The sequence below is a fragment of the Aquabacterium sp. genome, from assembly GCF_034003525.1.
Taxonomy (GTDB): Bacteria; Pseudomonadota; Gammaproteobacteria; order Burkholderiales; family Burkholderiaceae_C; genus Aquabacterium.
The window spans coordinates 29,643-42,397 of sequence record NZ_JAVEYN010000005.1 but is presented as its reverse complement, the minus strand read 5'-3'; the positions used below and the strand labels follow the sequence as shown (position 1 = coordinate 42,397).

Here is a 12,755-nt window from a genome sequence, read left to right as displayed (position 1 = left end):
TCGCTGAACTGTCCGCCCACCCTCCATCAGAGAGGTACACCTCATGTCCATCAGTCGATTCCTGATGCTGGCCCTTCTGGGCATGCTCCTGTCGTGGTCAGCCCGTGCGGCTGACACGCGTCCCGATTGCCACTCTTGTCACATTGACATCCAGTCGCTCGACAAGCCCGCGAAGCTCGCGGGCAAGTGGCTGTTCACCCGGGACGACCGCCCCGAGAACAAGGATCCGGGGCTGGACACCCAGGACTGGAAGCTGATCATGGCGCCGGGCCCCTGGAAGCCGGCCTACAACGATGGCAAGGTGTTCACCGTGGGCTGGTACCGCGGTAACCTGAAGTTCAACCCCGACCTCATCGGTCAGGAGGTGGTCTTCATGGTCAACACCTACATGGCGCGCATGCACGTGTATGTGGATGGACAAGAGGTGTACCAACGTCCCCACGACATCAACGTCGAGCGCTACTACTCCATCCAGCCCATCCCCGTGCGCTTCAAGGTGACACAGCCGGAGCATGTCGTGGCCTTCCGTGTGGAAACGCCCCTCATGACCGGCATCTATCAGCTGCCCTTCGAGGTGCACCGCTACGACCAGCACGACAGCAGCCTGGCGCTGTGGCAGTTCTGGGGCGGTGAGGCGCGCACCATCGCAGCCTACGTGATGTTCGTGTTTGGCCTGTTCTTTCTGCTGGTCTATTCCAAGACACAGTACCCCCTGTACCTGACGGCGGCTCTGGCGGGTCTGTTCATCTTCCCGTTCTTCGGTTCGCCGGGCGACTACTTCATGAAGGTTTTCAGCCCGGAGGTGATGCTCTATTCGCATTACGTCGGCCTGATGGGCATCTTCATGTTCTACATGTTCGGGCAGTACATCACGCACCGCTTCCTGCCACGGCTCAACTGGGTGAAGGGCGGCATCTACATCATCCTGTGCGCCACGATCGGCAGCATGATGTTCGCGCCGAACGTCGAGCTGTTCCAGAAGGTGCGCCCGGTCTTGTTCATCCTGAACCTGATCTCGGGCTCGATCAGCCTCTGGCAGCTGGTGCTGGCATGGCGTGAAGGCAAGTCTGGCGCGGCCATCCTGACCGTCGCCATGATCATCTTCCTGCTCACCGGTTTCAACGACGTGCTGCTGGCCTTGGGCAAGATCTCCTCGGTGTCGCTGATCTTCTCGGGCGTGTTGGTCTACATGTGCGCCATGATGTATGTGGCTTCGACCCGCTTTGCCAACACCTTCATGGAGAACCGCAAGCTGGTCAAGGACCTGCAGGGCATCAATGACAACCTCGAAGGCCTGGTCAGCGAGCGCACCGAGCAGCTGCGCGAAAAGAGCCAGGACATCCAGAGCATGCTGGAGAACCTGCCGCAGGGTGTGCTCACCGTCACCGCCAGCAACGAGGTGCACCCCGAGTACTCGGCCTACCTCGAAACCATCCTTGAAACCAAGGACATCGCCGGCAAGAACCTGATGACCTTGCTGTTCAGCAACAGCTCACTGGGCTCGGATGCCTTGTCCTCGGTGGAGGCTGCCGCCGCCAGCTGCGTCGGTGAAGACGTGATGAACTTCGAGTTCAACAGCCACCTCATGGTCACCGAATTTGACAAGACCATGCCCGATGGCCGCGTCAAATCGCTGGCCTTGAGCTGGTCACCCATCTGCAACGCCGATGACACCGTCGACAAGCTGATGCTGTGCGTGCGCGATGTCACCGAGCTCAAGCGACTCGAGCAAGAGGCCTCGGAGCAAAAGCGCGAGCTGGACATCATCGGGCAGATCCTGCCCGTGACCCAGGAGAAGTTCAGCGACTTCATCGACGGTTCTCGTCGCTTCATCGTCGAGAACCGCCAACTCATCGAGCAGACCTCGAGCAAGGACCAGGACGTGGTGGCACTGCTGTTCCGCAACATGCACACCATCAAGGGCAATGCCCGCACCTACGCCTTCATCCACCTGACCAACCTCGTGCACGAAGCCGAGCAGGCCTACGATCAGCTGCGCAAGGATCCGGATGCTGTCTGGGATGCACCCGAATTGCTGCGCACGCTCGACGGCGTCGAGGCAATGGTCGAGGAGTACGCCCGCATCAACGACAACGTGCTGGGCCGCAAGGGGCCGGGTCGCCGCGGCAGTGTCGAGAAGTACGCGCTGGTCGACCGTGAGCACCTGGCCGACTCGCTCGACCTGTTGTCCTCGGTGAACCTCGACGATGCCGCCGCCTTGCGCAGTGCCCTCCAGCAGGTCAAGCTGACCCTGAGTCAGGTCGGCACCGAGCGCCTCGAGGGCGTGCTGGCCGGACAGCTGGACTCGCTGCCTTCCCTGGCGCGTGAACTGGGCAAGGAGCCGCCGGTGGTCCGCCTGCACGACCACCAGGTGGTGGTGCAGAACCAGATTGCGCCGCTGCTCAAGAACCTGTTCACACACCTGTTGCGCAACGCGATGGACCACGGGCTGGAGCCTGCCAGCGAGCGCCTGGCCGCAGGCAAGCCAGCTGCCGGCCGCATCGACATCGAGATGAAGCTCGACGTGGGTGGTTTGCGCATCCGCCTGCACGACGACGGACGTGGCCTAGCCCTGGCACGAATCCGTTCACGTGCCGTAGAGCAGGGGCTGCTTGATGCGGAGGAGGCCCGTTCGGACGAAGCCGTGGCTCAGGCCATCTTCCTGTCCGGCTTCTCCACGGCCGAGCAGGTGACCGAGGTATCCGGGCGCGGCGTCGGCATGGATGCCGTGCGCGGTTTCCTGCAGCGTGAGGGCGGGGATGTGCACATCCACTTCCGCGACGCCAACGCAGGTGCGGATTTCCGTGCTTTCGAGCTGGTGGTCAGCCTGCCGGCCCGCTTCGGCACCCAGCTGGACCTGCCGGCTCAGGCGCCAACGTCTGACCATCAACTCGCACCGCTGGCGGTGTGAGCCAAGGCGGGCGGCGCATGAGGGGCTGACGGCCTCTCATGTTCTGCGCCAGAGAAGCAAAAGTCCTGCGCCACACAAACAAAAAACCCGCCGGTTTGCACTGGCGGGTTTTTTTGATTCCTGCTGGCCGGGCTGGCCAGGCAGACAAGAAAGGCTGAATTACTTCAGCTTCACTTCCTTGTAGGCGACGTGCTTGCGTGCCTTGGGGTCGAACTTCATGAATTCCAGCTTTTCAGGCGTGGTCTTCTTGTTCTTGCTGGTGGTGTAGAAGTGGCCGGTACCCGCAGTGGATTCCAGCTTGATCTTTTCGCGTCCGCCTTTTGCAGCCATGATTCAGTCTCCAATTACAGTTCGCCGCGGGCGCGCAGGTCCACGAGGACCTGGTCGATACCCACCTTGTCGATCAGACGCAGAGCGGCCGTGCTGATGCGCAGACGCACCCAGCGGTTTTCGCTTTCGACCCAGAAACGACGGTACTGCAGGTTGGGCAGAAAACGACGCTTGGTCTTGTTGTTGGCGTGGGAAACATTGTTCCCGGACATCGGGCCCTTGCCCGTGACTTGACAGACGCGTGCCATGACGCTTCTCCGTTCGCTGTAATTGCGCTTATGTTGCGAATCGGTGCCCAGAGCAGGGGTGCTCATTGCTGAACCAGACCCTGTTGAAGCACCCTTCCGGAAGCATCGGCGTCAAAGCCACTGGTGTGGCCCACAATTGACGCATCAACTCCGGGACGAATTGTGCAAAAACCGAGATTATAGCCAGATTCTTCGGTCTTGGCAAAGAGACGGCGACAAACAAGCCGCCATCCCCCTCGATCAGGCTGCGCCTTGCTCCAGGAAGCGCTGGGCGTCCAGGGCGGCCATGCAGCCGGTGCCAGCGCTGGTGATCGCCTGGCGGTACACATGGTCCTGCACGTCGCCAGCGGCGAACACGCCGGGCACGCTGGTCATCGTGGCAAAACCATTGTTGCCGCCGCGCGTGACGATGTAGCCGTCCTTCATCTCCAGCTGACCCTTGAAGATGTCGGTGTTAGGCTGGTGGCCGATGGCAATGAAACAGCCCTTGAGCGGCAGTTCCTTGAAGCTGTTGTCTTCCACATTCTTCAGGCGCACGCCCGTGACGCCGCTCTGGTCGCCCAGCACCTCGTCGAGCACATTGAACACATGCAGCTCGATCTTGCCGGCGGCGACCTTCTCATAGAGCTTGTCGACCATGATCGGCTCGGCGCGGAACTTGTCGCGGCGGTGGATCAGGTGCACCTTGCTGGCGATGTTCGACAGGTACAGCGCCTCTTCGACGGCCGTGTTGCCGCCGCCCACCACGCAGACCTCCTGGTTGCGGTAGAAGAAGCCATCGCAGGTGGCGCAGCCGCTCACGCCACGGCCCATGAAGGCTTCTTCAGAGGGCAGGCCCAGGTACTTGGCCGAGGCGCCGGTGGCGATGATCAGGGTCTCGGTCGTGTAGGTACCGGCGTCGCCCTTGAGGGTGAAGGGGCGCTGGGACAGGTCCACCTCATTGATCTGGTCAAAGATCATGTTGGTGTGGAAGCGCTCGGCGTGTTGCTGGAAGCGCTGCATCAGGTCAGGGCCCTGCACGCCGTTCACGTCGGCGGGCCAGTTGTCCACTTCGGTGGTGGTCATCAGTTGACCGCCTTGGGCGATGCCGGTGATCAGCGTGGGCTTGAGGTTGGCGCGGGCGGCATAGATGCCCGCGGTATAGCCCGCAGGGCCGGAGCCCAGAATCAGGACTTGGCTGTGTTGTGGAGTGCTCATGGCTTGGCCTTTCAGTGTGTGTATGCTACAGCCACGTCAGTGACCGTTGCGCACAAGGGCAAATTCCGATGGGCCGCGTCATGCAGCCTCGTTAAAGTGCTAAAAAATAACGGTGTCTAGACGAAAATTGTAGAGACAGGTTGTGTGTCGCACCGATTCGGGGTGGGAAAGCCCGCCCGCTTCCATGTTTTTGACCTGAGTACCTGCCTGATAAAAGAGGAGCGTTCATGGCCATGCTGTCCAATCTCGACCTGATCCGTCGAGTCCCGTTGTTTTCAATGCTCACGCAGGCTCAGGCCGAGTCGATTGCCGAGGGCGTGGTCAAGCGTCGCTACCGTCGGGGGGAGTTGATTGTCGAACGGGGTCGCAAGACCAATGCGCTGTTCATCCTGCTCACGGGTCGGGCCCGCGTGGTCGCCGCCGACGAACGGGGCCGCGAGGTCATCTTGGCAGTGTTGGAAGCGGGTGACTATCTGGGTGAAATGAGCCTGATCGACAACGAGCCGCACTCTGCCACGGTCCGGGCCGAGGTCCAGACCGATGTCCTGGTCTTGGGGCGCCCCGAGTTCGCCCGTTGCCTGCCCGAGAACTCCTCGCTTTCCTACGCCATCCTGCGCGGCCTCGTGCAGCGCTTGCGCGCCGCCGACCGCCAGATCGAGTCCCTGGCCCTGCTGGACGTCTATGGCCGAGTGGCGCGTGCCTTGCTCGACATGGCCGACGAAGACGCGGGCGAGAAGGTCATCCGTGGCAAGGTCTCCCGCCAGGATCTGGCCAAGCATGTGGGCGCCTCCCGCGAGATGGTCAGCCGCGTCATGAAGGACCTCGAAGAGCGCGGCCTGATCGAAACCCAGGAAACCGGCAGCGTGGTGCTCAAGGAGCGCCTGGCCAACACCGCCTGATCTTCGGTCGGCTGCCCCCCGCCTGAGCCAATGCCCCTTGCGAGGGGCATTTTGCTGCCCGCACGTCGGCGCGAGCCGGGGCAAAAAGCGCTCACAATGTCGCCATGACATTTCCGCTGGGATCTCTTCATTCTGATACCGCAGGCTCGGGCAAGGGCGCCGAGCGCCGCGCCGAACCTGCCGGTGCCGCTCGCACCACCGGGCGTCTGCACCGCGTGCCCAAGGCACCCGTGGTCGCACCGATCGAGCCGGTCGAGCAAACCTTGCGCTTCCAGGCCGCCTTGCTGCTGGGCGGCGTCCTGTGGATTCTCGTGGTGTTGGCCATGGCCAGCCACGACCGATTCGACCCTGCGTTCACCACGTCCGGGCAGCATCCCGTCCCTCACAACTGGGTCGGGCAGTTCGGGGCTTATGTGTCCGACATCCTGCAGATGCTGCTGGGCCACTCGGCCTGGTGGCTGCCCGTGGTCGGATTGCGCGTGTGGCTGGGCGCTTTGGCGCTCTGGATGCGGCGCGACACGGCGCGCAGCGTCGCGCGCTCGCCCATGCCCGTCGAGCCTGCGGCGCCAGTGACGGGAGCCTGGCGCGTCTGGCTGGGATTGGTGTTGCTGCTGTCTGCCAGTTGTGCGCTGGAATGGTCGCGCCTGTACCGCAATGAGGCCTTGTTAGCCGGGGAGCAAGCCGGCGGCGTGCTCGGCATGGTGCTGGGGCAGTGGGGCATGCACTGGCTGGGCTTCAACGGCTCGGGGGTGTTGTGGATCGCCTTGCTGGTGGCGGGCAGTGCGCTGGCCTTGCGCTTTTCCTGGCTGGATCTGGCCGAGCGCATCGGGCAGTTGTTTGACCGCCTGCGTCAAGAGCGTGAAACCCAGCGCGAGGTGGCGCAAGACATCCGCATTGGTGAGAAAGCTGCCATCGAGCGTGAACGCGTCGTCGAAGAGGTGCGCCAGGAGTTGCCGCCTGAGCCCATCCCCTTGATCATCGAGCAGCCCGTGGTCGAGGTGCCCAAGTCCGAGCGCGTCAACAAGGAAAAGCAAAAGCCGCTGTTTGCCGAGATGGCCGATGGCAAGCTGCCGCAGATCGACCTGCTCGATTCGGCGCCAGGCCGCACCGAAACCATCACCACCGAGTCGCTGGAGATGACCTCGCGGCTCATCGAGAAGAAGCTCAAGGACTTCGGCGTCGAAGTGCGTGTGGTGGCCGCCTCGCCGGGCCCCGTCATCACCCGCTACGAGATCGAGCCAGCCACCGGCGTCAAGGGCTCGCAGATCGTCAACCTGGCCAAGGATCTCGCCCGTTCGCTGTCGCTGGTGTCCATCCGCGTGGTCGAAACCATTCCCGGCAAGAACCTGATGGCGCTGGAGTTGCCCAACGCCAAGCGCCAGATGATCCGCCTCACCGAGATCCTGGGCTCGCAGGTGTACCACGAGGCCCAGTCCATGCTGTCCATCGGCCTGGGCAAGGATATTGTGGGCTCGCCCGTCGTGGCCGACCTGGCCAAGATGCCGCACTGCCTGGTGGCCGGTACCACCGGCTCGGGCAAGTCGGTGGGCATCAACGCCACCATCCTGAGCTTGCTCTACAAGGCCGAAGCGCGCGATGTGCGGCTCATCCTGATTGACCCGAAGATGCTCGAAATGAGCATGTACGAAGGCATTCCGCACCTGCTGTGCCCCGTCGTGACCGACATGAAGCAGGCCGGCAACGCCCTGAACTGGGCAGTCGGTGAGATGGAGCGCCGCTACAAGCTCATGTCCAAGATGGGCGTGCGCAACCTCGCTGGCTTCAACAAGAAGATGGACGAGGCCAAGGCACGCGGTGAGCTGATCCCCAACCCCTTCAGCCTGACACCTGACGAGCCCGAGCCACTCGACCGCATGCCGCACATCGTCATCGTGATCGACGAACTGGCCGATCTGATGATGGTGGTGGGCAAGAAGATCGAAGAGCTGATCGCGCGTCTGGCCCAGAAGGCCCGTGCCGCTGGCATCCACCTGATCCTGGCCACGCAGCGCCCCTCGGTGGACGTCATCACGGGCCTGATCAAGGCCAACATCCCCACGCGCATCTCCTTCCAGGTCTCCAGCAAGATCGACAGCCGCACCATCCTCGACCAGATGGGCGCCGAGGCGCTGCTGGGGCAGGGCGACATGCTCTATCTGCCTTCCGGCTCGGGCCTGCCGATGCGGGTGCACGGGGCCTTCGTCAGTGACGAAGAAGTGCACCGCGTGGTCGAATACATCAAGTCGCAGGGCGAGCCCAACTACATCGAAGGCATCCTCGAAGGGGGCAACCTCAGCGATGAGGGCAGCAACCTCGATGGCTCCCCGATGGGTGGCGGCGATGGTGAGCAAGATCCGATGTACGACAACGCCGTGGCCGTGGTGCTGCAGCATCGCAAGGCGTCGATCTCCTTGGTGCAGCGCCATTTGCGCATCGGTTACAACCGTGCGGCGCGCCTGTTGGAACAAATGGAGAAATCCGGACTCGTATCGAGCATGGCCACCAATGGCAACCGTGAACTGATCGTGCCGGCCCGTGGTGGCGATGGCGGTGCCACCTCGGCACCCTGGGATGAGGCCTGAAGCAATGCAATCGAAGTGGACAGGAATGGGGCGCGCCAGCATGTTGGCGCTGGGCATGACGCTGGTGTGCAGTGCGGCGCAGGCCGATGCCGTGGCCAGCTTGCGTGCCTTTGTCAAAGACGTGCAGGCAGGTCGGGGGGAGTTCACCCAGACGGTGATCTCGCCCGACGGCAAGAAGTCGCGTAAATCCAAGGGCTCGCTGGAGTTCCAGCGCCCGAACCGATTCCGCTTTGCCTACACCACCCCCACGGAGCAACTCATCGTGGGCGATGGCAAACAGGTGTGGCTGCACGATGTGGACCTGAATCAGGTGACCGTGCGACCGATGAGCGAGGCACTGGGTGCGACTCCGGCGGCCTTGCTGGCCGGTGGGACGTTGGACAAGGACTTCACCCTCCGCAACGTGCCTGCGTCCTCATCGGGTGCGGCGACCGCGACCCCGATGGTTCAACAAGCAACGTCTTTGGAATGGGTGGAAGCCTTGCCACGCCACAAAGAGGGGCAGTTTCAGTCCGTTCGTGTCGGATTCAGAAAAGGGCAACTCGCCGCCCTGGAGATCCTGGACAGCTTTGGTCAGCGCTCGCGGCTGGAGTTTGCGCAGTTTGAATCGAAGGTGGCCTTGCCGGCCACCCGTTTTCAGTTCACACCGCCTGCAGGGGCCGATGTGCTCAGACAGCCTTGACACCGTGGGCGTCAGGCCTGCTTCCTGATGTTTTTGAATGAATCAGGCCCGTTCGATGCGGGCCTGAATTATTTTGGGTCTTGCGCAGGGCGACCGGAGGGGCCGCCCTGTGATGATCAGGATCTGATCAATCAGCCTTCACGCTTGCCGAAGCCAGGGCGCTTGCCGCCAAAGCCAGGCTTGGGGCCGCCGGACTTGAAGCCGGGCTTGCTGCCAAAGGGCTTGCCGCCGAAAGGCTTGTCGCCAAACGACTTCTCACCGAAAGACTTCTCGCCAAACGACTTGCCGTGAGCCGGCTTGCCACCAAAAGGCTTGTCGCCAAACGGCTTGCCGTGCGGGCGGTCACCGAAAGCCGGACGATCGCCAAAGGCAGGACGGTCACCACGGGGGCGATCACCAAAGGCCTGACGGTCGCCGAAAGCCGGGCGATCACCGTAGGAGCGGTCGCCACGGGGGCCTTGACGGTCACCGAAGGCCGGGCGGTCGCCATATGGGCGATCTTGGCGAGCGCGGTCGCCAAACGACGGACGATCGCCGCCGAAACCACCACGGTCACCACCGAAGTGGCCGCGCTCCTGGCCGCCGAAGCCGCCTTCGCGCTTGCCACCAAAACCACCACGGTCGCCGCCGAAGCCACCGCGATCACCGCCAAAGCCGCCACGGTCGCCACCGAAGCCGCCGCGATCGCCGCCACGGTCACCAAAGCCGCCTTCGCGGTTGGCGCCAAAGCGCGGTGCGCCACGGTCTTCGCGGTTGCGATGACCCGGCATCGGCTTGCCCATGCGAGGGCCACGGCTGTCTGCGTAGCCGCCGGACTTCATCTTGGGCTCCAGGCCTTCGATCGCCGACTCGGGGATGCGCTGCGTGGTGTAACGCTCGATGCGACGCACCATGCCAATGTCACGGCGCTCGGCCAGGGTCACGGCCAGGCCGCTGCGACCGGCACGACCGGTACGGCCAATGCGGTGCACATAGTCTTCGGCCTTCATCGGCATGCCGTAGTTGATCACGTGGGTGATCGTGGGCACGTCGATGCCGCGGGCGGCCACGTCAGTGGCGACCAGCACGCGCAGCTGACGGCTGCGCAGGCCTTGCAACACGCGGTTGCGACGACCTTGCGGCATGCCACCGTGCAGGGCGGCCACGGAGTGACCCATGTCAGCCAGACGGTCGGCCAGGATGTCGGCGTCACGCTGGGTGCTCGTGAAGATCACGGCCTGGTCCACGGCCTTGTCGGACAGCAGGTGGTCGAGCAGTTCGTTCTTGTGCTGCAGGCTGTCGGCCAGGTGCAGGCGCTGTTCGATGTTGTCGTGGCTGTCGGTGTGCGACGCCACTTCAATGTTCACGGCATCGCGGGTCAGGCGCTGAGCCAGCTGGCCCACGTGACCGGCGAAGGTGGCGCTGAACATCAGGGTCTGACGCTCGGCCGGCGTGCGCTCGACGATGGTTTCGATGTCATCGATGAAGCCCATGTCCAGCATGCGGTCGGCTTCGTCCAGGATCAGCACTTCCAGGTTGTCGAGCACGGCGGCACCGGTGTTCAGGTGGTCGAGCAGACGGCCGGGGGTGGCAATCAGCACATCCAGCGGACCCTTCAGGGCCTTGAGCTGGTAGGCGTAAGGCACGCCACCCACGACGGTGGCCACACGCAGACCTTGCATGTGACGGCCGTAGGTGTCAGCGGCCTTGGCCACCTGCATCGCCAACTCACGCGTGGGGGCCAGCACCAGCACGCGGGGGCCATGGACCTTGCCCTTTTCGCGACGCTTGGTGTTGTCGCCACGGGCGGCAATGATGCGCTCCAGCGAGGGCAGCATGAAGGCGGCGGTCTTGCCGCTGCCCGTGCTCGAAGCCACGCGCAGGTCGGCGCCGTTCATGGCGGCCGGGATGGCCTGAACCTGCACCGTGGTGGGCTGGGTGTAGCCGGAATCGGCCAGTGCCTTGCACAGGGCGGGGCTCAGACCCAGGTCTTCAAAGCGGGGGCCGGTGGCTTCGACGGCCGCTTCGGCGGTGTCATCGCCAAACACCTCGGCTTCGATGCGTTGGGCCAAGGCGTCCAGTTGCGAAGGGGCGCTGGTGTTGATTTCGTTTTGATTCGACATAACTTCTTTCAAGCAATGCAAAGCGCTGCCGCTTGTCGACGGTTCGACAAGAAACAAACGCCACGGCCAAGGCCTGATCACACGATCAAAGGCCTGAGCCAGGTGGAGTCGCTATGGATTTCGTGTACAGACTTCGTGGCAGGTGCGCTCGGCACAGAGAAGGGCCACGGTGAGTCGGTTGGAAAGCGACGGCATCGCCGCCAACCGGAACTCAAGACACGCTCTTGGCAGGTACCCGACGGTACTGCCCGGCTTGAAAAAGGTCAGAGGGGATGAACTTTGAATTCGTGTCGTGCAAGTTGCAAAACAGCGAATTCCAAGAGTTTCCCATAAGTGACAGGGTTTGTCCAGTGCTGTTTGTCGGTGATGTGTTCGGGTGGCCCGGCAACTGCGACAATCACACCATGCAAGAGAGTCTCTCCCTCGATCTGCCGGACCCCACAGGCGGCGCCGGTGCGGCCGGTGTCCGTGTGGGCGCACCCGAGGCGCCTGGTCTGGGGGCGCCGCTCGCCGAGCGCCTGCGCCCGCGCACCATCGATGAGGTCGTCGGACAAGATCACTTGCTGGGTCCAGGCCAACCCTTGCGTGTGGCTTTCGAGTCGGGCCAGCCCCATTCCATGATCCTGTGGGGCCCGCCCGGCGTGGGCAAGACGACGCTCGCGCGACTGATGGCCCACGCCTTCGATGCGCAGTTCCTCGCCATCTCGGCGGTGCTGGGAGGCGTCAAGGACATCCGTGAGGCCGTCGAGCAGGCGCAGGCGGCGCGGCGTGCGTGGCGCCGCACCATCGTGTTCGTGGACGAGGTGCACCGTTTCAACAAGGCCCAGCAAGACGCCTTCCTGCCCCACGTCGAGTCCGGCCTGTTCACCTTCATCGGCGCGACCACTGAAAACCCATCGTTCGAGGTGAATGCCGCCTTGCTGTCGCGCGCGACCGTGCACGTGCTGCGTGCCATGGACGAGGCCGCGATGCAGACCCTGTTGGAGCGTGGTCAGGCCGAGTTGCAGGGCCCCAGCCTCACGCCCGAGGCTCGCACCCGCCTGATCGCCTACGCCGATGGCGATGCCCGTCGCGTGCTCAACACCTACGAGACCCTGGCCGGGATGCTCAAAGGCCGAGACACCATCGACGAAGCCACGCTGGAGAAGTCGCTGGGCGAGCAACTGCGGCGGTATGACAAAGGCGGCGACCAGTTCTACGACACCATCTCGGCTCTGCACAAATCGGTACGCGGCTCCGACCCGGATGCGGCGCTCTACTGGTTCGTGCGCATGGTCGATGGCGGGGTGGACCCGCGCTACATCGTGCGACGCCTGATCCGCATGGCCAGCGAAGACATCGGTCTGGCCGATCCCCGCGCCTTGCGCATGGCGCTGGATGCCGCCGAAACCTATGAGCGCCTCGGCTCACCCGAGGGCGAGTTGACCCTGGCCCAATGCGTGATCTATCTCGCTGTGGCGCCCAAGAGCAATGCCGCCTACATAGCTTACAAGGCGGTGCGCGCCTGGGTCAAGCAGGACACGACCCGGCCCGTGCCCATGCACCTGCGCAATGCGCCGACCAAGCTGATGAAGACGCTGGGGCACGGCGAGGGCTACCGCTATGCGCACGACGAGCCGGGCGGCGTCGCGGCCGGTGAGCGCTATTTCCCGGATGGCATGGCGCCGCAGGCTTTCTATCAACCCGTCCCGCGTGGGCTGGAGATCAAGATTGGTGAGCGGGTGAAGCAACTGCGGGTGGCGCTGGGAGATGGTCGCGCTGGGGCGTCGGCGTCCGACGATGACCCCGGCGCATGAGCCGATGA

The 12,755-nt window shown here is 63.6% G+C and carries 9 protein-coding genes; 5 read left to right on the top strand and 4 right to left on the bottom strand.

Annotation, left to right across the window (positions count from 1 at the left end; all coding sequences use genetic code 11):
- The first annotated feature begins 43 nt into the window (after positions 1-43).
- Complete coding sequence (locus tag RBT42_RS04585; protein ID WP_320362690.1) at positions 44-2,911, top strand: ATP-binding protein; 2,868 nt, start codon at positions 44-46, stop codon at positions 2,909-2,911.
- Between the two features lie 159 nt (positions 2,912-3,070).
- On the opposite strand, the gene rpmG is transcribed toward RBT42_RS04585, so the two are convergent.
- From rpmG to trxB, 3 genes are all read right to left on the bottom strand, one after another.
- On the bottom strand, positions 3,071-3,241 hold the full coding sequence (gene rpmG, locus RBT42_RS04580; protein ID WP_058087945.1) for a 50S ribosomal protein L33: 171 nt from the start codon (positions 3,239-3,241) through the stop codon (positions 3,071-3,073).
- Between the two features lie 14 nt (positions 3,242-3,255).
- Positions 3,256-3,489 carry a 50S ribosomal protein L28 gene (gene rpmB / locus RBT42_RS04575; RefSeq protein ID WP_290731615.1) on the bottom strand — a complete coding sequence of 78 codons (234 nt, stop codon included), beginning with the start codon at positions 3,487-3,489 and terminating at the stop codon, positions 3,256-3,258.
- Positions 3,490-3,729: 240 nt separating this feature from the next.
- Positions 3,730-4,686, bottom strand: coding sequence for a thioredoxin-disulfide reductase (gene trxB, locus RBT42_RS04570; protein ID WP_320362689.1), 957 nt, complete (start codon positions 4,684-4,686; stop codon positions 3,730-3,732).
- Positions 4,687-4,913: 227 nt separating this feature from the next.
- On the opposite strand from trxB, the gene RBT42_RS04565 reads away from it, so the two are divergent.
- From RBT42_RS04565 to lolA, 3 genes are all read left to right on the top strand, one after another.
- Positions 4,914-5,585: a Crp/Fnr family transcriptional regulator gene (locus RBT42_RS04565; protein WP_320362688.1), complete on the top strand. Its 672-nt coding sequence runs from the start codon at positions 4,914-4,916 to the stop codon at positions 5,583-5,585.
- Positions 5,586-5,908: 323 nt separating this feature from the next.
- Positions 5,909-8,167, top strand: a complete 2,259-nt coding sequence (locus tag RBT42_RS04560; protein ID WP_413785851.1) for a DNA translocase FtsK — start codon at positions 5,909-5,911, stop codon at positions 8,165-8,167.
- Positions 8,168-8,192: 25 nt separating this feature from the next.
- A complete protein-coding gene (lolA, locus tag RBT42_RS04555) occupies positions 8,193-8,849 on the top strand; it encodes an outer membrane lipoprotein chaperone LolA (protein WP_320362796.1) in 657 nt (218 codons plus the stop codon).
- Positions 8,850-8,980: 131 nt separating this feature from the next.
- Here lolA and RBT42_RS04550 read toward each other — a convergent pair whose 3' ends face one another.
- The gene (locus tag RBT42_RS04550) at positions 8,981-10,951 is read right to left on the bottom strand and encodes a DEAD/DEAH box helicase (RefSeq protein WP_320362686.1); all 1,971 of its coding nucleotides are present in this window, start codon (positions 10,949-10,951) and stop codon (positions 8,981-8,983) included.
- Positions 10,952-11,355: 404 nt separating this feature from the next.
- Here RBT42_RS04550 and RBT42_RS04545 point away from each other — a divergent pair, with 404 nt between their 5' ends.
- Complete coding sequence (locus RBT42_RS04545; RefSeq protein ID WP_320362685.1) at positions 11,356-12,747, top strand: replication-associated recombination protein A; 1,392 nt, start codon at positions 11,356-11,358, stop codon at positions 12,745-12,747.
- The last annotated feature ends 8 nt before the right edge of the window (positions 12,748-12,755 follow it).